The organism is Clostridium beijerinckii, assembly GCA_003129525.1.
GTDB classification, from domain to species: Bacteria; Bacillota; Clostridia; order Clostridiales; family Clostridiaceae; genus Clostridium; species Clostridium beijerinckii_D.
In genome coordinates this window covers 1,096,066-1,118,881 of record CP029329.1, presented here as the reverse complement: position 1 = coordinate 1,118,881, position 22,816 = coordinate 1,096,066, and the positions used below count along the sequence as shown (strand labels likewise).

Below are 22,816 nucleotides of genomic sequence, written 5' to 3'. Positions count from 1 at the left end.
TTCTTTCCCTATATATAACTAAATAATACAAATAAATCATTACAACATAGTTCTTAAATAATTATTCTGCATAAACTAAAGAATTCCTTTATTTAAATTATATATTAATCTAAACTTTTTGAGGTTTCCCAAAGTTTATTCATTTCATCTATATTCATATTAGTTAATTTAATGCCTTTTTCTTTAGTAGCTCTCTCAATATAATCAAATCTCTTTATAAACTTATCTATAGTACAATTTAATGCTATTTCTTCATCCACTTTTAAAAATCTTGCAACATTAACACACGAAAATAATAAATCTCCAATTTCTTCTTTTATTTTCTCCATATTTTCTGTATTATATACATCTATTACTTCTTTAATCTCTTCTTTTACCTTATTTATAGCAAAACTTACATCATCGAAATCAAATCCAACCTTTTTTGCCTTTTCTTGAACCTTATGGGCCCTTAAAAGCGCAGGTAATCCTCTTGTTATGCCTTTCATTTCTTCTGTAAGACTACCATAACCCTTTTCTTTTCTCTTTAATTCATCCCATTTTACAAGTACTTCTTCTGAAGAATTTAATTCATGACAATCCTTAAAGACATGTGGGTGTCTACTTATCATTTTATTGCAAATCCCTTCAATTACATCACTTATATCAAAATATCCATCTTCTTTTCCAATAGATGCATGAAAAACAACTTGAAGGAGCACATCCCCTAATTCCTCAATCAGAGAGTTATCATCGTCTTGATCTATTGCATCTATAACTTCATAGCTTTCTTCTATCAACGCTTTTTCAAGAGATTTATGTGTTTGCTCCCTATCCCACGCACAGCCATCTTCACTTCTTAATATTTCTATTATCTCTAAAATGTCATTAAAATCCTTTTTATTTTTCAGATCTTTTGGAATGTATATAGATGTTAAATAGTCTATGTCTTCTTGCATATCTAATTCAAATAAGGGTATTATTCTTATACTTTCTTGTCCTTCTATTCCTGCAGCTCTGACATAATAAATTTGCGTTTCATCATTATATTGTTCTAGTAGCTTTACTTTAACTTCTGATGCTATTAGTTGATTATACACTTGAGTAACTATAGTTCCTATTCTCTTGTCTAAAATTTGGTTGCCTATGTCAAATGAGTCTATAACTTTCAATCCACCTATCGGATCAATCCCAAGACTTTCAATCATAGCATCAATAAAACTTACCGCTGGTATTATCTTATATTCTATGTTGTTTTCTTTGCATAGATCTATTAAATTAAATACTGATTTTTCTGCGACTAATGGATGGCCTGGAACTGCATAAACTAAATCTCCTAAGTCATCATGCTTTTTAATCAAGTCATTAGCTATGTTTAAATATACCTCATCAAAACTGCCTATACTTTCATAAACATTGTCATAAGTATCAAATATAATTTTCTTTTCTTTTAAGTAATCTACTGTAGGATGCTTTTCTGTTCTTAAAAATATATTTTTATTACTTTCAAGCTCACTTACTGTTCCTATAGTCAATGCGTCCTTAGCTCCTGGTCCTAATCCCACTATTTTAATCATTAGGTTTTTTCTCTCCTTTTTACCTTTTTTTAATTCTACTCTTTATTTCTTCAACATTAAACACTTTAAATACAATTATTAATATCATATATATTATCATACCTAAAAATATAGATATTAAGCAAGATATTCCATTACTTGTTGTATTTTTATATATAATATTATAACTAATTAATACAAATAACATCATAATAGTCGATGCATATGCTGGTTTTATTAGTATCTTGTATAAGTTAAGTTTTACCCTCAAAGTAAATTTCATTGTTACTATATTTAAAATACTTACTGTCGCATAAGCACTAAAACTTGCTATAACAGCACCATATATATTAAATTGCTCCATAGGAACCAATACCCAAGTTAAAATTATCTTAATTATACATCCAATTAATAAATTAATAACAGGTTTTATATAATTTCCTGTTCCCTGCAGTATGGCTGTTGTTGTTTGGGTAATTATTATAAAAGGTATAGTTAGAGATAAATATTTTAATATTTCTATGCCCTCAAATCTACCTGGAAATATAAATTTCATTACTGGTTCAGCTAGAAAGAAGAGTCCAAAGGTACAAGGAATTGCAATTACCGTTGTCATCTTCATAGAAGCATCTATTTTATTATTTAATTCTTTTTGTCTTTTAAGTATAAATATTTCAGCTATAATAGGGATTAAAGATGTGCAAATTGCCATGGAAAGGGTTAATGGAATATTTATAATGACAGATGCCTTTCCAGTTAGTTGTGCATATAGTATAGTAGCTTGCGTGTTTGAAAATCCTGCTTCTAATAGTTTTTGTGGAACTAATATTGAATCTATTAGATTCATAATGCTACCAACTGTTGTTCCTAACGATATTGGTATTGCAATTCTTAATATTGTATTTAATATTTCTGGATTGCTTTTTATCTTTTTTACATTATAACGTTTCTTTATCCTTTTGTAATTGGAATATAAATATCCCCCCCCAATAATTCCTCCTGCTGTAGCGCCAAAGGCTGCTCCTCCTGCAGAATATTCAATTCCCTTTGGTAATAGAAATATAGCAAGTCCTACTCCAAATATAACTCTCCCAACCTGTTCTATTATTTGTGATATAGCTGATGGAGTCATATTCTGTAGCCCTTGAAAAAAACCTCTAAAAATAGTTACAAAGGATATTACAATTGGTGCAAAAGATATTCCTATTAATGAATAATATGCTTTGGGATCCCATTTTAAAAATACTATTATTGGCTTTGCAAAAAAGAATAATGCCAACGTGGTGCCTGTCCCTATTATAGTCATTAAAATAGCAGATTCCTTCATTACTTCAAAGCTTCCATACATATCATTTGTTGCATTTTTTTCTGATATCATCTTTGATATTGCTACAGGTACTCCTGAAGCCATAGCTATAAAAAACATATACAGCGGATATGACATTTGATAATACCCTATTCCTTCATCTCCTATTAACATTATTAGTGGCCATCTAAAGAACAAACCTAGAAATCTAGTTACTATTCCTGCACCGCCAAGAATTATGCTCCCTTTTATTAGGGATTGCTTATTCATAAAACACCTCCAAACTTACATGTTACTAATTAATTATTATTGTAAGTTTAGAGGTATTATGCCTTTTATTTTTATACAGTGATTAAATAATAAATATTATTGCTCCATTTGTTTCCCTAAAAATGCTGCTGCTGTTTCAACTAGTTTTGTTTCAACTTCACCAAGTTCTACATCTTCTTTTGATACAATTATTACTGCACCAATTTGATCGCCTTCTGCCATGATTGGTGATATAACTTGGCTGTTATAAGTTGTTTCATCATCATCATTATGTAATGGTATTACTGAATTATTAGATTTATTTAATAACACAGTCTTTCTTGCATCCATTATTTTTTCTAGCTCACTACTTACCTTTCTTTCTACATATTCCTTTTTAGTTGCTCCACTCACAGAAACAAATGCATCTTTATCAGCGATTAAGACAACGTGCCCTATAACTTGTTGTAAGCTATCACAATATTCTTTTGAAAAATTAGTAAGTTCTTCAATTGGTGAATATTTTTTTAGAATCACGCCACCATCTCTATCTGTAAAGATCTCTAGTGGATCTCCTTCTCTTATTCTTAAAGTTCTCCTTATTTCTTTTGGTATTACCACTCTTCCTAAATCATCAATTCTTCTAACTATTCCTGTTGCTTTCATTGGTTGTATAACCTCCTTTGAAACTCTATTAATTTGTTGCACTATTATTATTTGAATTTCTAGAAATTTTATACACTTATAGGCAAATTTTATATAAATTTATTTTTCATAAACTTACATACTTAACTGAAATATTTCTATTCTCAATTTCTTACACATAAAAAATTATCATTTCAAAACTAAATAGATATGCTTTACAGTTAATTTTTTTTTACAATATACCTCCAAAGCCTGTGTTCTACTATACTTTTCATATGTTTTTATTATTAACTTCTTATATTCTTATATTCTTATATTCTTATATTCTTATATTCTTATATTCTTATATTCTTATATTCTTATATTCTTATATTCTTATATTCTAGGTATTATATGTTGATTACACTTTTAATTCAAATTCTTTTTTATATTAGCTATTTTTCGATTATTTTATTCATAATATTATGTTATTTAAATAAAGAAGGCTGTTTTTAAATAATTATTTAAAAACAGCCTTCTTTATTTATTTCTCATTGATAATTATAATTTATCCTCATTAGTTTTAACCTTTAATTCTGTTTTCCATTCCTCTACTTTTGAATTAAAAGTGTCTCCTTGTTTTTGTTGTAACAATGTTGATTTAATTTCATCTTTGACTTGATCAAATGGAGTTATTTCTGCATTTTTTAATCCAGTAGCTTTGATTATATGATATCCATATTGGCTTTTTACTGGTTCAGAAACTTCGCCCTCTTTTAAGTCTTTAAATCCATTTACAAATTCAGCAACTAATTCTGTTGAGTTATAGGCTACAAATCCTAAGCTACCGCCTCTATCCTTAGTTCCTGTATCTGTTGAGTTTTCCTTAGCCAATGTTGCAAAATCAGCACCAGCATCTAATTTAGCTTTTAAACTTTTTGCTGTTTCTTCATCTGCCACTAATATGTGTGCTACAGTTGCACCAGCACCTACTGAATATTTAGCATCTTTATTTTCATCATAATATGTTTGAACATCATCATCTGTAACTGTTATATCTTTCAACATATCTTGTTGAACTGCCTTTGTTATGATTTCATTCTTTAAAGATTCCTTAAGTTCATCCTCAGTAATACCATTTTGTTGTAAAGCACTCTCAAATTGTCCTTCTGCAGGATATTGAGTCTTATATTGATTTATAGTATCATCAATTTGCTTATTTATATCATCATCAGATGGTTTAAGATTTAATTCAGTAGCCTTTTGTAAAAGTATCTTTTCGGTTACTAAACTATCTAATTGTTGTTTTTTGATTTTTGTTATTTGATCTTTTACTTTATCATTAGTTGCATAATCATCTCCATACTGTTGTTTTAACTGAGCATCATATTTACTCATTTCTTTATCAAAATCGCCTTTTGTTATTTTTTCATTTCCAATTGTTGCAAGAACTGTTTTTTGTATTGCCTCTGGTGTTTTCTCAATCATCTTACATCCCATAGCTGATACTGCAATTGTTAATATAGCTATTGTTGCAATAATTTTTTTTATTTTTTTCAAAATTTTCCCCTCGCTTATTCCTAGATTTAAACATTAAAAAATAACTGTTAAAATACATAATATATATTTTGTAATATACTGTTATTTTTGAAGATGTCTTACTGTAAAAAGTAATAATATTAGTATATCAATATTGCTTTTATAATTCAATTTTTTACACTATTTTATTTTTATTACTTCTCTTTTATATCATATATTTGTTACAATATTATGTCATCAAAGACTTCTTTTAAAAATTCTAATTTACTTTCTTTCTTTATATCTTTTAATTTGAATGCAAAATAAGGATTGGTGCCAAATTTTAATACTACACTCTTCTTATATTTATCCATTAAAGTTTTGAATATTTTCTTATATTCACTTTCATCTTGTGCAAATTTAAATATTATTTCCTTAGAAGTTTCTTTTATTTCTTCTATAAAGATTGATTTAGCTTGACTCTTTATATATGCAATATCCATTAAATTATACACTGGCTCTGGTATCTTAGAATATCTATCTTCTAATTCTTCCTTTATGTCATTGTAATCCTCTAAACCTTCGATTGCAGCTATCTTTTTATAAACCTCAATCTTTTGAATTTCATCATCTATATAACTTTCTGATATAAATGCATCAACTTTTATATCTAATGTCGTTTCTATAGGTTCTTTATCAATTTCTCCCTTAAGTAGTTTAACTGTATCTTCAAGCATTCTGCAATATAAGTCATATCCTATCGATGCCATATGACCATGTTGGGATGAACCCATCATATTACCGGCTCCTCTAATCTCTAAGTCCCTCATGGCTATCTTAAATCCAGAACCTAATTCAGTAAAATCTTTTAATGCCTTAAGTCTCTTTTCTGCAACCTCTGTTAAAACCTTGTCTTTAGTATATAAAAGATATGCATATGCAATTCTATTAGATCTACCTACTCTACCTCTTAATTGATAAAGTTGAGATAGTCCCATCTTATCTGAATTATAAATTATTATTGTATTTACATTTTGAATATCCATCCCTGTCTCTATTATGGTTGTACAAACTAATACATTATATTCTTGTGACATGAAATCAAACATTTCTCTTTCAAGTTGTCTTTCTGCCATCTGTCCATGAGCGATTCCAACTTTACTTTCTGGAACTAATGCCTGCACATACTTAGCCATTCTTTCAATGTCTTCAACCCTATTATATACAAAGTAAACTTGACCACCTCTTCCTATTTCTCTAAGAATAGCATCTCTTATAAGTTGATCATTTTGTTCTACAACATATGTTTGAATAGGATATCTCTCTTCTGGCGGAGTTTCAATAACAGAAATATCTCTAACTCCACTTAGTGACATATGAAGAGTTCTAGGAATTGGGGTTGCGCTTAAAGTTAAAACATCAACATTTCTCTTAATGTTTTTAATTTGTTCTTTTTGTTTTACTCCAAATCTTTGTTCTTCATCTACTACTAATAATCCTAAATCCTTGAACTGTATATCTTTTGATACTAACCTATGAGTACCTATTAAAATATCTAAGTTACCTTCTTTTGCTTTTTGTAAAATTTCTTTTTGTTGCTTTGATGTTCTAAATCTACTAACCATATCTACTTTTATAGGAAAATCAGAAAATCTATTTTTTATATTTTTATAATGTTGTTCTGCTAAAATAGTAGTTGGAACTAATATTGCTACTTGTTTTCCATCCATAACAGCCTTAAATGAAGCTCTTAATGCAACTTCAGTCTTACCATATCCAACGTCTCCGCATAAAAGTCTATCCATTGGCTTATCCGATTCCATATCTAGTTTAATCTCATCTATGGATGTCAATTGGTCTGGAGTTTCTTCAAATGGAAATTCATCTTCAAATTGCTTTTGCCATTGCGTATCCTTAGGAAATTTATGTCCCTTTACAGTACTTCTCATAGCATACAGCTTAACTAAATCTTGAGCTATTTCATTAATTGACTTTCTTGCCTTTGCCTTTGCCTTTTGCCATTCAATACTTCCAAGCTTATTAACCTTAGGAAATTTGCCTTCACTTCCAATATATTTTTGGATTAAATCAAGTTGGTCTACTGGAACATATAATTTGTCGCCTTTATCATATACAATATCCAAATAATCTCTTTTATGCCCGCCAACATCAATTTGCTTAATTCCTTTATAAACACCAACTCCGTGATTAGCATGAACTACATAATCTCCTGGTTTTAGTTCTGCAAAACTCTTTATCTTAGAAATTCCTTTTTTCTTTGACTTGCTATTTTTGAGTTTCCTCTTTGCTTCACCAAACACTTCTCTATCTGATATTACACAAGTTTTGTAATTTGGATATTCAAAACCCTTTAATTGATTACCAAAAGTTATTACAACTTCACCATATTGAATTTTATCAATATTATCTCTATAACTACTCTCTATTCCTCTATCTCTTAAAGTTCCTACTAGACGTTCTCCCCTGGCTCTTGTTCCCGATAATATTAACGTCTTATATCCAGCAGTCTTTTTACTTAATATATCATCAATTAATAAATCTAATTGCCCTTGATAGTTATTTAGTGTCACTTGAGCTACATCTACTGTTGAATATGGTTTTAACCAATCATTAATCTTAGCTAGAGGTTCAAAAAAAACGATATTTTGCTCCTCAAATGATTCTAATACCTCTTCTTTATTAATTAATAAGTTTCCTTGCCCGGGAAATATATCTCCTCTTTGAGAAAAAGCAGTAAAATTTTCTTTGAATTCTAAATATGTAGATTCTAATTTCCCCTTACATCTTTGAACATTATCTACTACGAAAAAGTAATCTTTAAAATAATCAAAAAGACTTTCTGTTTCTTTAGTTAAATATGGCAAATAACTATCTATGGTTTCAAAATATGATGTTTCTTCTAGCGATTCTAGATTTTTGTTTAATATCTTTCTTAACTTTTCCACTCGCTCATTATCTTTATCATCCAACGCAATTCTATCGAATTCTTCTCTGAGCTTATCACATCCATATTTTATAGTTTCTTCAGATATTATTATTTCTTTTGCAGGAAAAATATTTAATTTTCTAACTTTTTCAATACTTCGTTGAGACTCTGTATTAAATGTCCTAATAGAGTCTATTTCATCACCAAAAAGTTCAACTCTATATGGATAAGTTGAACACGTTGGGAATACATCTAATATTCCACCCCTTAATGAAAATTGGCCCTTACCTTCTACCATTTCAATTCTTTCATAACCAGATTGAACTAATGTTTTTGATATTTCATTAAGATTAACTTCATCGCCCTCTTTTAAATTCATACTATACTCTAAAAATAATTTATGTGGAGTATATTTAGCTGCAAAGGCATCTATTGATGTTACTATTATTTTCTTTTTCTTATTTAATATTTCATTTATTACCTTTAATCTTTCCCATCTTAAATCTCCTGAAATAGCATCAATACTATAGAAAACCATTTCTTTTACTGGAAAGTAGTATACTTCATTGGTATATAATATCAAATCTTCATAAAGGTTTTTTGCCTCCATATCACTTTGAGTGACAATTATCATAGATTTATCAATATTTTCAAAAATTCCATCTATCAGATATCCTCTACCTGACTCGGCTGTGCCATATATTCCAATAGGATATTTTTTGTTTTCAATACCTTTTATGATATTTAGAAATTCTATACTATTTTCCAAGGGCTCTAATAACCCTTTTAATCTCATTTTATGCACCTTCTTTAAACCTTTTTATTTGCTTTAAATCCATTAAACTGATTCATAGCTGTTTTTATATCATTTTTTATTATTTCTTTAGTTGCCTTTGTTGACGCTTGTATACTTTCACTTAAAACAACTTCTTCTTCTTTTGTAAATTTGCCTAAAACATATTTAATTAAGTTTATGTCAGGTTGTCCTACACCAACTTTTATTCGCGGAAAAATATCACTGCTAAGATGCGCTATAATGCTTTTTATTCCATTATGCCCACCTGCACTTCCTTTTTCTCTTATTCTTAAAGTTCCAACTTCTAAGCTAATATCATCATATATAACTAAAATCTTATCATTATTAAGATTATAGAAGTCCACTACCGCCCTTACACTTTCTCCACTTAAATTCATAAAAGTGGTTGGCTTTAAAAGCATAACCTTTTCTCCTTCAATAAATCCTTCTCCATATATACCTTTAAATTTTTGCCTGTTTATTTCAATATTATACTCTTTTGCAATATTATCAATAACTTTAAATCCAATATTATGTCTTGTATCTTCATATTCCTTACCTGGATTTCCAAGACCAACTATCAAAAACATATTTTTCTCCTCCTTAGAAGTTTTATCTATTCCTATATTTTGTAAGTGAAAATGTGAATGTAACACCTATGTCCGAATTATTTTTAACCCACACTTCTTCACCTTGTTGCATAAGTATCATCCTTACTATAGATAATCCAAGTCCAGTACTAACTTTATTTGTTCTAGATTTATCTGACTTGTAAAATCTATTCCATATATTCCTTATTTCTTCATCTCCAATTTTAGGTCCATTATTATATATTTGCACAAAAACTTTTGTTCCCTTATGATATGTGTTAATTTTTATTATTCCATTATTACCACAATATTTAATAGCATTATCTAACAAATTAGTTATAACTTGCATTGTTTTATCTTCATCCGCATTTGCATAGCATTTTTCATATTGTAACTCTATTTTTAATGTTATTTCCTTTTCCTTTATATTCTGTTCATTATTTATAATGCACAATCTAACTAATTCATTTATATCAATCTTTTTCATATTAAATTTTAATTTACCAGATTCAATAGCTGATAAATCTAATAAGTCATTAATTAATCTTGTAAGTCTTTTTATCTCGCTATAAACTCTATCTAAATAATATCCTTCTTTATCTTTTGGAATTACGCCGTCAATTATTCCTGCAATAAATCCCTTTATAGATGTAATTGGAGATCTTAATTCATGAGAAACGTTTGATATAAAGTCTCTTCTATTATTCTCAACTTTTTCTAAAGATTCCGCCATTATATTAAAAGAATTAGCAAGTTCACCAATCTCATCTTTTGATTCTATATAAACTCTTCTATTAACTTCTCCATTAGCAAATTTTTTAGCTACATTGTTTATTTGTGCTAAGGGATTAATTAATATTTTCTTTGAAACTAAGGACAAAACTGCTGATGCAAATACCATAGCAACTAATGCAGATATCCATACGATAAAGTAAATTCTATGTAATTGCTTGCTTATAGTTGATAATGGAGTTGTCATTACAACATATCCTTGGAATTCATCGTTTTCTCTTATTGGATACATATAAGTAAACTGTTTATTAATATATTCTACAGGCTGCCCATTCATTAATGAATTCATATCTTTTTCTGAAATATCAGGCTTATCTTCTATATTTATATTCTCATCAATTTTAGAATATAAATATACGTAGTCAAACTTATCACAAACAATAATATCTGCATTAGCTCCAACACTTGACATATCTACTATTGCTTGTAGTTCATCAAACTTTATATCATTTTTCTCAATATCATATGTTTTAATAACATTAGATATATATTCTCCATCTTGTTTAAATTGAGTCCTTTTCTCACCAAAGTAAGTTATCTTAAACCATATAGATAGCATCCATGCAAGTAACACTAAAACAATAGTTAAAATAATAATAAATGTCATTATTAATTTTTGAAGTAGACTTCCACATTTCATTTAATTCACCTCAAATTTATATCCAACACCCCATACTGTTTCAATTTTCCATTGCTCGCCATCACTTAATTTCTCTCTTAATCTCTTAATATGAACATCCACAGTTCTAGAATCTCCCGGATATTCATATCCCCAAACTTCACAAAGTAATTGTTCCCTTGTAAAAACTTTGTTTTTATTATTTGCTAGATAATATAATAATTCAAATTCCTTTGGTGGCATTTTTATGTCTTCTTCATTGTATATTACTTTATAAGAAGTTGAATCTATTGATAAATCACTTAATTTTATTATTTCATTTTTAACACTTTCTGCAGAATATCTTCTTAATACAGCTTTAACTCTAGCCAATAATTCTTTAGGTTCAAAAGGCTTTACTATATAATCATCTGCACCGAGTTCTAATGCTAAAACCTTATCAAAAGTATCTCCCTTTGCTGTAATCATTATAACTGGTGTTTCTTTTTGTTTTCTTATCCATTTTAAAATATCAATACCATCTATGTACGGTATCATCACGTCAAGCAAAACTATGTCGGGATTATATTCCAAATATAATTTTTGTGCCTCTTTTCCATTTAAAGCTATCTTAGTACTATATCCTGAACTTTTCAAATACATATCTATAACTTCACTAATATTTTCATCGTCATCTACAATCAAAACCTTGGTTGAAAATCCATCCACTATTTCCCTGCCTCCTAATTAGACTAATATTATTTATAGTACTGATATATCATACATAAATTATTTTTTATAGCAAACAAAGAAATATGATTAATCCTCGCTGTAGTAAGAATTCCAAGAATATCTTACTTAACAATTATTAATTATATTTCAATTAAAATTTACAATATAATTCTATTATAACCTTAATGTTCACCTTCTTAAAATAAAAATTATTTATTTCATGAAATAAAAAACCTAAAATAAAAAATAGAATGTACATTTGTTCAATTTTTTAAATTCTTTAAAACAAATATACATCCTGTTTTTTGCTTTTCTAATTGAAATAGTGTTTTTTATTGTTCATATTCAAATAATTTACTTATTGGCTGATCATCATAAATTCTTTTTATTGCTTCTGCAAACAACGGTGCAACTGAAATTGATTTGATTTTATTAGTCTCTAAATCTTGCTTTAATGGGATTGTATTTAACATAACTAATTCCTCTATTGCTGAATTATTTATTCGTTCCAATGCTGGACCTGATAATACTCCATGTGTACAACAAGCATAAACATTTTTAGCTCCTAAATCTTTAAGTGCATTTGCTGCATTTACAATAGTCCCAGCAGTATCTACCATATCATCAATTAGTATACATCTCTTACCTTCAATGTCTCCTATAATATTCATTATTTCTGAAACATTTGCTTTTGGTCTTCTCTTATCTATAATTGCTATTGGTGTATGTAAGTTATCTGCAAACTTTCTTGCTCTAGTCACACTACCTAAATCTGGTGAAACTACAACAACATCTTCTTGATCTATCAATCCTTTTGATATAAAATGTTCTGCAAGTATTGGTGCACCAAGTAGATGGTCAACAGGAATATTAAAGTATCCTTGAATCTGAGCTGCATGTAAATCCATAGTTAAAATTCTATGCGCTCCTGCTGCAGTTAATAAATCTGCAACTAATTTTGCGGTTATTGGGTCCCTTGACTTAACTTTCCTGTCCTGTCTGGCATATCCATAATATGGCATAACTGCTGTAATTCTACCTGCTGATGCTCTCTTAAATGCATCAATCATAATTAATAATTCCATTAAATTATTATTAACAGGTGAAGAAGTAGATTGTACTATGAATACATCATTGCCCCTAACAGTCTCATTAATATCAACAGATATTTCCCCATCGCTAAAAGTTGAAACTTTAGACCTTCCGAGTGGAATTCCCAATATATCTGCTATATCTTGTGCTAACTTAGAGTGTGAATTCCCAGTAAATACTTTTATATTTCTTCCATGACTTATCATAATTGAGAATACCCCCTTAAAATTTTTACTTAACTTATAATCAAATCTTTTATTTTTTTAATCCTTTTTTTTCAACCCACCCACTAATATTCCTTTGTTTAGCTCTAGCAACCGCAAGATCACCTTCATTTACTTCTGATGTAATAGTAGATCCAGCTGCAATATATGTATTATCATGAATTGTAACAGGTGATACTAAATTAGTGTTACATCCTATAAAGCTATGATCTCCAATAATAGTCTTATATTTGTTTTTACCGTCATAATTTACAACTACTGTCCCACATCCAAAATTACATTCTGATCCAACCTCAGCATCACCTATGTAAGTTAAATGAGATACCTTAGTTCCATCTCCAATAGTTGATTTCTTTATTTCTACAAAATCTCCTATTCTAGCATGTTTACCTATTGTAGTTTCAGGTCTGATATATGCAAAAGGTCCAACTGTTGTATTATCTCCAATATTACTACTTAATATAACTGAAGATTGAATATCTACTTCGTTACCAATAATACTATCTACAATTCTTGAATTTTGATAAATTAAACAGTTGCTTCCTATCTTAGTATTACCTTCTAAAATATTATTAGGATATATTATTGTATCTTTTCCTATTTCAACATCAATTCCTATATATGTTGTTTTAGGATCAATTAATGTAACTCCGTTTTCCATATGCTTAATATTTATTCTATTTTTAAGTATTTCTTCTGCTTCTGCTAATTGAACTCTTGAATTTATTCCAATAGTTTCTTCATACTCGGTTACAACCGCCCCTATCCTCTTACCTTCAGATTTTAATATTCCAATAACATCTGTAAGATAATATTCACCTTGATTATTGTCATTTTTTATTTTACTTAAAGCATCTACTAATAATTCAATATCAAAACAATAAATTGCGGAATTCATCTCTGTAATTTTAAGTTCTTCCTCATTGCAATCCTTATGTTCAACAATTTTTAGAACCTCATTATTTTCTCTCACAATTCTTCCATATCCGGTTGGATCATCAACAATTGCTGTTAAAATGGTTGCTGCATTCTTGTCTTGAATATGGTCACCAATTAATCTTTCAATAGTAGCTTGCTTTATTAAAGGAGTGTCCCCTGCAAAAATTGCAACTACGCCTTTCTTATCCTTTAAAAATTCCTCAGCACACTTAACAGCATGCCCTGTACCTAATTGTTCTTCTTGTAGTGAATAAGATACCTTTTTATCTAATGTTCTCTCTTTTACAAGCTCAGCACCCTTGCCGATAATTACATTAATATCATCAATTGCTGAACTTCTTATTGAGTCTATAACATGCTTTAACATTTCTTTACCACATACTTTATGCAATACTTTAGGTAAATCTGACTTTATTCTCTTACCTTGACCAGCTGCTAAAACTAGTGCACATTTATACATTATATATCACACCTCATTTATAAATTTAGACATCTAAAAAATCTACTTCGTGCTTTTTTTATCTGTGAAATGATCTTGGTTGCGCTTTTTTTATCTGTGTATATTTTTTAGTATGCCTTTATATTAACACGATTAATTCCCTTGATAATTCGTTAAATATTCATATTAATTTAATTATATTGGAAAGCTACTTTTATTTCAACCCATGTCCCATTTAATATTATATTCGAGAATTTAATTTCACAAAATAAGAGGAAGTTATTAAAACTTCCTCTTATTTACTAAACCCATTACCCTTCTACAACTTCTTCTGAAACAGCTTTTTCATAAGCTTCTAAAATTGCAGTTTGAATTTTTTCTCTTGCTTCTGTGTTTATTGGGTGAGCTATATCCTTAAATTCTCCATCTGGTGTTTTTCTACTAGGCATAGCAATAAATAAACCCATTTGTCCTTCTATAACTTTGATATCATGAACTACAAATTCATTATCAAATGTGACAGAAACTATTCCTTTCATTTTACCTTCTGATGTAATCTTTCTAATTCTAACATCTGTAATTTGCATTTTACTCCACCCTTCCCAGTTGCTTAAAAATATTTAATATTTATATAATTTCTCCACAAATTTCTAAATTCCTTTTTTATATTTAATAAATCCTTATAAAATTTATTTTTGCGTAAATTTTATCATATGAAAATATAATGATTTTTTATTTTCATATGCCTTATATAAAATACTACTGGTAAGAGATTGTCCGATTTTGCTTAAGAAAATATTTTTGAAGGCTGTATTCCTATAATTGCTGATTTATCTACTTCAGTTAATTCCACAATAGAAACGTATTCATCAACTAATTTCTTTTCAATTTGTTTATTATCTATTAATACTCCAATTCCCACTAACTCACTATCAAATTCCTTTAGTAGAGCTTTAATTCCAACTGCAGTTCCTCCACCCTTCATAAAATCATCAATAAATATACACTTACTAGATGATTTCATTGATTTTTTTGATAATGCCATTTGTTGTAATCTTCCGTTGCTACCAGAAACATAATTTATAGTAACTGTTGGCCCTTCCGTTGCTTGACTATCCCTTCTTGCAATAATTAATTGTACGCCTAAGTTTCTAGCTACTTCATAAGCTAGAGGAATACCCTTAGTTTCCACAGTTATTACATAATCAACATCTTTTCCCTTAAAGCATGATGAAAGCATAATTCCAGCTTTATTTATTATTTTAGGATTATATACTAAGTCAGTCATATATATTATATTTCCAGGAATAACTCTGCCGTCATCACTTAATTGCTTACATAGTTCTAGTGCAAAAGCTTTCTTTTTTTCTTCACCACTCTGTGGAATATATTTTATTCCTCCTGCAACGCCTGCAACTGTTTCAATTTTACCCATTTCAAGTCTTTCTAAAACTTCACGAACAACGACTATATCTTCACTTATAGTAGACTTTGCTGCATTTAATAATTCTGAAAAATTATTCAATCCTAAAATCTTATTGGGATTTTCCAATAAGATTTTAGTTATGGCAACTACTCTTTTATTTCTAGTAAACTTCTCCATTTTAATCACCTACACGAATTTTTTTATATTAAATCCCTTTAATATTCATATTTTATTCTAAATTCAAGTTAATATCAATGTTTTTAGTTATAATGTTAATGTATATATTTCTAATTTATTCACAAATATGATAAATCTCCATAATATATTATGTATTTAATTTTTCCTATGGTTGATTTTTAGAAAAATGTATATAATTATAGTTAAAGTATAAAACTAAAGATTTTAATTAAAGTTTAGAGAATATATGATAAACCTTTAGTTTTGCTAATTAAAAAGGAGTTGATCGTTTGTCTTTCGATTTTATAAATGATAAAGATAAAAAAATTCATTTTATAGGTATTGGCGGAATTAGTATGAGTGGACTCGCTGCTGTTTTATTAAATAGTGGGTTCAAGGTATCTGGTTCAGATTTTAAAAATTCTCCAATTGTTGAGAAATTAAAGGCTTCAGGTGCTGAAATTTACATAGGCCACAAAAGCGAAAATATTAAAAATGTAGATTTAGTAGTTTATACGGCTGCAATACCATCTGATAATCCTGAACTTTTAGAAGCTGAGGAAAAGAATATTACACTAATGGATAGAGCTGAATTCTTGGGTGAGATTATGAAAGGTCATAAATATAATGTAGCCATCTCAGGTACTCATGGAAAAACTACATGTACATCTATGCTTTCCCATGTTACACTTGCTGGTAATCTAGACCCAACTATTTTAGTGGGTGGGGAATTAGATATAATTCATGGAAATTTTAGAATAGGTAATAGTGAGTATTTTTTAACTGAAGCTTGTGAATATAAACGTTCATTTTTAAAGTTTTTCCCATATATAGGTGTAATCTTAAATATTGATGCTGACCATTTAGATTGTTATAAAGACATAGATGAAATTGCTGATACTTTCTTAAAATTTTCTAAACTTATTCCTCAGGATGGCTATCTTGTAGGATATGGTGATGATTTTAGAGTTAAAGAAATTCTATCTAAGGTAGATTGCAATACTTTAAGCTATGGTTTTGATGAAACTTCAGATGTAATTGCTAAAAATATTATTTTCAATAAGGATGGTTGTGCAACCTTTGATGTATATAAAGACAATAAAAATTTATTTTCTCTTACTTTAAACATTCCAGGTAAGCATAGTATATTAAATGCACTTGCCTCAATCTGTGTTTCCCTTATATTTAATATTTCTAATGACAATATAATTGAAGGATTATCAAAATGTAAGGGCGCTCATAAGAGATTTGAGTATAAGGGTGAATTAAATGGCGTTACTGTAATAGATGATTACGCTCATCATCCTACAGAAATTAAAGCTACTTTAAGTACTGCAAAACAAATTAAACACAATAAAACTTATTGCATATTTCAGCCTCATACTTATACTAGAACAAAATCTTTATTTGATGAATTTACAGAGTGTTTTAGTGATACCGACGAGCTTATATTAATGGATATTTATGCTGCACGTGAAAAAAATACTGGACTTGTATCTTCTGATGACCTTGGAGATGCTATAAGAAGCAAAGGTATAAAATGTACTAATGTTCATTCACATGATGAAGCATTAGATTATGTGAAGTCGAAACTTACTTCTGGCGATTTATTGTTAACAGTAGGTGCTGGTGATGTAGTTATTGTTGGTGAAAAGTATTTAGAAGCTTAAATGATGAACCCTCTAGGGGTTACTTAAGTTGCATTAGCCAACAAAGTATTGTAAAATCTAGTTAGTATTAAACCTAGCAGATTATTATATAAGGCATATTAAAAGAAATAACAAGTCAGTATGCTAGTCTATTTTCTTTTATATGCCGTTCTTTTAAAGTGAAAATTTTTTCATTTTTTGACTAAATATTATTTATAAAATGGAGGTCATATGATATGGCAAAATCAATTTTAATTAGAAGCCTTTATAGAAATACTGATAATTTTTTATCAAAGGAAATAACAATATCAGGTTGGATAAGAACTTTAAGAGCATCTAATGCTTTTGGTTTTATAGAAGTTAATGATGGTTCTTTCTTTAAAAATATCCAAATAGTTTTTGATGATAAATTAGGTAATTTTAAAGAAATATCGAAATTACCTATCAATTCTTCAATTTCAGTTATAGGTGTATTAGTTGCTACACCTGATGCAAAACAACCTTTTGAAATTCAAGCAAAAGAAGTTATTGTTGAAGGAATGTCAAACTCTGATTATCCTCTTCAAAAGAAAAGACATACTTTCGAGTATTTAAGAACAATAGCTCATTTAAGACCTAGAACTAATGCTTTTTCAGCAACTTTTAGAGTACGTTCTGTTGCTGCCTTTGCTATACATAAGTTCTTCCAAGAACAAAACTTCGTATACGCACACACTCCTATAATAACTGGTAGTGATGCTGAAGGTGCTGGAGAAATGTTTAGAGTAACAACTCTTGATCCTAAAAATCCACCATTAACTGAAGATGGAAATATAGATTATAGCAAAGATTTCTTTGGAAAAGAGACTAATCTCACTGTTTCTGGTCAATTAAATGGTGAGTGTTTTGCTTTAGCCTTCAGAAACATCTATACTTTTGGTCCAACTTTTAGAGCTGAAAATTCTAATACAACAAGACATGCCGCTGAATTTTGGATGATTGAACCTGAAATTGCTTTTGCAGATTTACAAGACGATATGGAACTTGCAGAAAGCATGCTTAAGTATGTTATACAATATGTTATAGATGAATGTCCTGAAGAAATGGAATTCTTTAACTCATTTGTTGATAAAGGATTATTAGAGAGATTAAATCATGTAGTTTCATCAGACTTCGCTAAAGTTACTTATACAGAAGCTGTTGAAATCTTAGAAAAATGTGGCAATAAATTTGATTATGATGTAGCTTGGGGCATTGATTTACAAACAGAACATGAAAGATATCTTACTGAAGAGCACTTTAAAAAGCCTCTTTTTGTAACAGATTATCCTAAAGAAATAAAAGCATTCTACATGAGAATTAATGATGATAACAAAACAGTTGCAGCTACTGACCTTTTAGTCCCAGGAATCGGAGAAATAATAGGTGGTAGTCAAAGAGAAGAAAGATTAGATGTCTTAAAGGGCAGAATGGCTGAATTAGGATTAAACGAAGAAGATTACTGGTGGTACTTAGAACTAAGAAAGTATGGAGAAACTAAACACGCTGGCTTTGGTTTAGGTTTTGAGAGATTAATCATGTACATAACTGGCATGACAAATATCAGAGACGTAATACCATTCCCTAGAACTCCTGGAACATCAGAATTTTAATATAAGATGCATTTGAAAAAATAACAATTCAGTATACTAGTCTATTAAGTAAACATACTTCATAGGCACGTTTACTTAATAAGGCTTTATTAGGTAAACATATCAGCTTGTCTGATGTAAAATCTACATCACATGTTTTGACTTGTTATATTCTTTTACATGCCTAATAGCAGATGATATTTTTTTACTATTTATACTTACATAATAAATAGTAATGAAATATCATCTGCTACTTTTATGAATAAAAATCTAGCAATTCAATCTATTTTCTATAAGTTTCATGGAACTTCACACCTAAATAGAAGTTCACTTAAATCAGAGCTATATCTCAAGTTAACACTTCCCAAATTCATAACATTAAATCTATAATTTGACAATATATTATATAAATAATAATATATTTTCCCTATAATACTATAAATAGACTAATTTTACTGATATACTATTCTTATGTGAAATATATTACCAGCGAATTATGTTGTAACTTGTATTATTTAAAACCAAATGCTTGAGGAGAAGATAACTATGAGATTAGTTCCAATTGAATGTGTAAAGCCAAATACAATTATCGGTAAAACTTTATATGACATTGAAGGCAGAATATTAGTAAGATCTGGTGTAATTCTAAGCAAAGGAATTATATCTAAAATAAAAGAAATAAATATCTTATCAATATATATAATTGATGAATATAGTTCTGAAGAAATAGAAGATATTATTAAACCTGAGTTAAGACAAAAGTCAATTTTAACAATAAAAGAAGCTTTTTCAAATATAAGTAGACTTACTGTTGCTGATAAATTTTCAAAAAAGGAATCTGTATATTTTAACAACATTGAAAATATGGCAGAAAATTTAATTGAAAATATACTAAACAACAAAAGTGTACTACTTTCATTAGTAGATATAAGAAGTCTGGATAATTATGTTTATTCTCATTCTGTAAATGTTGCTGTAATATCACTTGTTCTTGGTATTGCTTTAAAGTTACCTAAGAGGCAATTGCAACATCTTTCCACAGGAGCTTTGCTTCATGATGTTGGAAAATCATTTATTCCCAAAGAACTCCTAATGAAAGAAGAAGAACTAACATTAGAAGAAGTTTCAATACTACAACAGCATTCAAATCTCGGCTACAAATATCTATCAGACTCTTATAACTTAAGTGCTAATAGTAAAATAATAGCATTGCAACATCATGAAAGGCCTGATGGCTTGGGTTATCCTAACGCATTAATTAATGATGAAATCAATACCTTAAGCAAAATTGTAAGCATTGCTAATGCTTATGATGAGTTATCAACAGGTAGACCTAATAAGAAAGCAATGTTTCCAAGTGATGTTTTAGAGTATTTAATGTCTAATGCAGGTAAGATGTTTGATTATGATATAGTTAATACTTTTTGTAAAATAGTAATTCCTTTTTCTAAAGGAACTTTAGTTGATCTTAGTAATGGTGATATAGCTGTGGTTCAGGAAACTCTACCTAACTTTCCACTAAGACCTATTGTAAAAGTCATTAAAAGCTCTAAAACTGATACAATTAACAAAGAAATTAATTTAATAGATGAAATTTCAATAGTTATAACAAGTATAAGATATGAACTATAAAAAGTTAAACATCTTATATTGTACGGGTTTCAATATAACTTCTGAAATTAAAATTAATGGCTATAGTTAAGTAAATAATACTTAATCTTCATATATAAAAAGAGCACATGATTTTTAATAATATGTGCTCTCTTTGTGGTTTTAATATTAATTGTATCTTCTTATGGCATCTGCAATACTGATATCAACGCTTGATACCATACAAACATTTTCACCTTAAGCAATTCTATATTCACAAATATATCTTGCCTATTTTTTAGATATATATTTATTACCTTTTATATAAAATCTCCAAGGAAAGTCTATGGCTTCTTCTGCATAATCAATACCAATTCTCTTAGTTTCAACTATTTCAAACTTTTCCTGCTCCTCATAATCTATATAAAAGTTCCCTTTTTCATAAAGCTTCATATAATTTTCCGATTTATCTATTGAAAACGCCATACATAATTTTGAAGGGCCATTTGTAATTGATTTTTTCTTAGCTTCTGATAATTCCTCATAATTTTGATTAAATCTTCTTTTGGCAAGGTAATCAAATTCATTTAATGGCTCTAGTGCTCTTATCAAAACTCCCTCACCCTTATTTTCAAGTCCACTTATAACATTAAAGCAATGATATTTCCCATAAATAAAGTATACATATGCAATGCCACCTTCTCTAAATAATGGCTCTGTTCTTTCAGTCCTTTTGCCATTATAAGCATGAGATGCCTTATCTATTTCTCCTATATATGCTTCTGTTTCAACGATTTTTCCTTTCAAAATTACATTATCAATATTTCTCACAAGAGTTTTTCCCAAAAGTTCTTTAGCTAAAATTAATGCTCCCTGCTTATAAAATTCTTTTCCTAAAATCAACATTTAGACTCTCCCTTCTTAGACATATTAAAAATAATATTTCATTAAATCTTTAATTATATCCACAAGCTATCATAAATAATCCACAGATATATAATTTCAATTCATATTTCTGTGGATTAATCTATAATTTTATTATTTCAAATATACTAAAAATTATAAGCATAATGATACTAAATTAGTTTTAAATAGTAGTGATTTTATAGGTGCAACTAAATTCTTGCTCTACTTCTAATGAAATTACACCTTCTTTTTCACTGAATTCACCATTAAAATCTTCATAATCCGCATGACCAAACCAAGGTTCTATGCATACAAATGGTGCTCCATCTTTTGGTGCCCAAATTCCCATGTAAGGAAAACCATTAAAGTCTATAGTTAAAGCTTTGTTACTGTTTTTTGATTTTATTGTTATTTTATCAGATTTTAAATTATTAAAAACTAATGCATCATCTTTAAATAATTCCTTTGATAACATAATACTATCTGTTGAATTTAAACATTCACTCTCATTATGAGACAGATATCCTTCTTTAGTAAGAACATTTCTATTACTTATCTCTTTTTCACTAAATTCAAGATAACAATCTTCTAATTTCCCAATTTGATTGATAGGACACATAAATGCAGGATGTGTTCCTATTGAAAAATATATTATCTTGTCATCTAAATTCTTAACACTATATTTAACATTAACAGTGTTATTTTCTAAGGTATAACAAGCTCTCAATGAAAACTTATATGGATATACTTTTAAAGATTCTTCTGAGAAATTTAATTCAAATGTTACTTCACTATCTGTTTTTGAAATCAATTTAAACTCAGAAGTTCTAGCTAATCCATGTTGGGGCAATTCATATGTTTTTCCATCAACTCTATACTTTGAGTCTAAAACCTTTCCCACTATAGGAAATAATATTGGTGCATGATACTTCCAATACTCAGGATTTCCATCCCATAAATATTCAGTTCCATCAACTTTACTTGTTATGGAATGTATTTCTCCCCCATGAGTACTTGCTGTAATTTTAATACTTGAATTTTCTAAAGAATAAATCATAAAATTTCCTCCTCCATATT

At 28.6% G+C, this 22,816-nt stretch carries 17 protein-coding genes; 3 read left to right on the top strand and 14 right to left on the bottom strand.

The window, feature by feature from the left end; translation table 11 throughout:
• Positions 1-104: 104 nt before the first annotated feature.
• The 12 genes from DIC82_04655 to DIC82_04600 form a co-directional block, all read right to left on the bottom strand.
• Positions 105-1,556: a nucleoside triphosphate pyrophosphohydrolase gene (locus tag DIC82_04655; protein AWK50376.1), complete on the bottom strand. Its 1,452-nt coding sequence runs from the start codon at positions 1,554-1,556 to the stop codon at positions 105-107.
• A gap of 19 nt (positions 1,557-1,575) precedes the next feature.
• Positions 1,576-3,111: a polysaccharide biosynthesis protein gene (locus DIC82_04650; GenBank protein ID AWK50375.1), complete on the bottom strand. Its 1,536-nt coding sequence runs from the start codon at positions 3,109-3,111 to the stop codon at positions 1,576-1,578.
• A gap of 96 nt (positions 3,112-3,207) precedes the next feature.
• Entirely contained in the window at positions 3,208-3,756 is a 549-nt protein-coding gene (spoVT, locus tag DIC82_04645) for a stage V sporulation protein T (GenBank protein AWK50374.1), read from the bottom strand.
• Between the two features lie 519 nt (positions 3,757-4,275).
• Complete coding sequence (locus DIC82_04640; protein ID AWK50373.1) at positions 4,276-5,274, bottom strand: peptidylprolyl isomerase; 999 nt, start codon at positions 5,272-5,274, stop codon at positions 4,276-4,278.
• Positions 5,275-5,474: 200 nt separating this feature from the next.
• On the bottom strand, positions 5,475-8,975 hold the full coding sequence (gene mfd / locus DIC82_04635; protein AWK50372.1) for a transcription-repair coupling factor: 3,501 nt from the start codon (positions 8,973-8,975) through the stop codon (positions 5,475-5,477).
• 14 nt (positions 8,976-8,989) lie between these two features.
• Entirely contained in the window at positions 8,990-9,565 is a 576-nt protein-coding gene (locus DIC82_04630) for an aminoacyl-tRNA hydrolase (protein ID AWK50371.1), read from the bottom strand.
• Positions 9,566-9,587: 22 nt separating this feature from the next.
• The gene (locus DIC82_04625) at positions 9,588-10,997 is read right to left on the bottom strand and encodes a two-component sensor histidine kinase (protein AWK50370.1); all 1,410 of its coding nucleotides are present in this window, start codon (positions 10,995-10,997) and stop codon (positions 9,588-9,590) included.
• Complete coding sequence (locus DIC82_04620) at positions 10,998-11,684, bottom strand: DNA-binding response regulator (GenBank protein AWK50369.1); 687 nt, start codon at positions 11,682-11,684, stop codon at positions 10,998-11,000.
• A 335-nt stretch (positions 11,685-12,019) separates the two neighbouring features.
• The gene (locus DIC82_04615) at positions 12,020-12,985 is read right to left on the bottom strand and encodes a ribose-phosphate diphosphokinase (protein AWK50368.1); all 966 of its coding nucleotides are present in this window, start codon (positions 12,983-12,985) and stop codon (positions 12,020-12,022) included.
• Between the two features lie 49 nt (positions 12,986-13,034).
• Positions 13,035-14,402 (bottom strand): bifunctional UDP-N-acetylglucosamine diphosphorylase/glucosamine-1-phosphate N-acetyltransferase GlmU, encoded by a 1,368-nt coding sequence (gene glmU / locus DIC82_04610; GenBank protein ID AWK50367.1) that lies wholly within the window; start codon positions 14,400-14,402, stop codon positions 13,035-13,037.
• Positions 14,403-14,692: 290 nt separating this feature from the next.
• Positions 14,693-14,968, bottom strand: coding sequence for a transcriptional regulator (locus DIC82_04605; protein ID AWK50366.1), 276 nt, complete (start codon positions 14,966-14,968; stop codon positions 14,693-14,695).
• A 200-nt stretch (positions 14,969-15,168) separates the two neighbouring features.
• Positions 15,169-15,984 carry a pur operon repressor gene (locus DIC82_04600; GenBank protein AWK50365.1) on the bottom strand — a complete coding sequence of 272 codons (816 nt, stop codon included), beginning with the start codon at positions 15,982-15,984 and terminating at the stop codon, positions 15,169-15,171.
• A gap of 290 nt (positions 15,985-16,274) precedes the next feature.
• Here DIC82_04600 and DIC82_04595 point away from each other — a divergent pair, with 290 nt between their 5' ends.
• The 3 genes from DIC82_04595 to DIC82_04585 all read left to right on the top strand — a co-directional run bounded on the left by DIC82_04595 (position 16,275) and on the right by DIC82_04585 (position 20,875).
• Complete coding sequence (locus DIC82_04595) at positions 16,275-17,654, top strand: UDP-N-acetylmuramate--L-alanine ligase (GenBank protein AWK50364.1); 1,380 nt, start codon at positions 16,275-16,277, stop codon at positions 17,652-17,654.
• A 215-nt stretch (positions 17,655-17,869) separates the two neighbouring features.
• Complete coding sequence (locus DIC82_04590; GenBank protein ID AWK50363.1) at positions 17,870-19,264, top strand: asparagine--tRNA ligase; 1,395 nt, start codon at positions 17,870-17,872, stop codon at positions 19,262-19,264.
• 525 nt (positions 19,265-19,789) lie between these two features.
• A complete protein-coding gene (locus tag DIC82_04585) occupies positions 19,790-20,875 on the top strand; it encodes an HD family phosphohydrolase (protein AWK50362.1) in 1,086 nt (361 codons plus the stop codon).
• Between the two features lie 249 nt (positions 20,876-21,124).
• Here DIC82_04585 and DIC82_04580 read toward each other — a convergent pair whose 3' ends face one another.
• Positions 21,125-21,736 carry a DNA-3-methyladenine glycosylase gene (locus DIC82_04580; GenBank protein AWK53037.1) on the bottom strand — a complete coding sequence of 204 codons (612 nt, stop codon included), beginning with the start codon at positions 21,734-21,736 and terminating at the stop codon, positions 21,125-21,127.
• Between the two features lie 184 nt (positions 21,737-21,920).
• The gene (locus DIC82_04575) at positions 21,921-22,796 is read right to left on the bottom strand and encodes a galactose mutarotase (GenBank protein ID AWK50361.1); all 876 of its coding nucleotides are present in this window, start codon (positions 22,794-22,796) and stop codon (positions 21,921-21,923) included.
• Positions 22,797-22,816 lie beyond the last annotated feature (20 nt).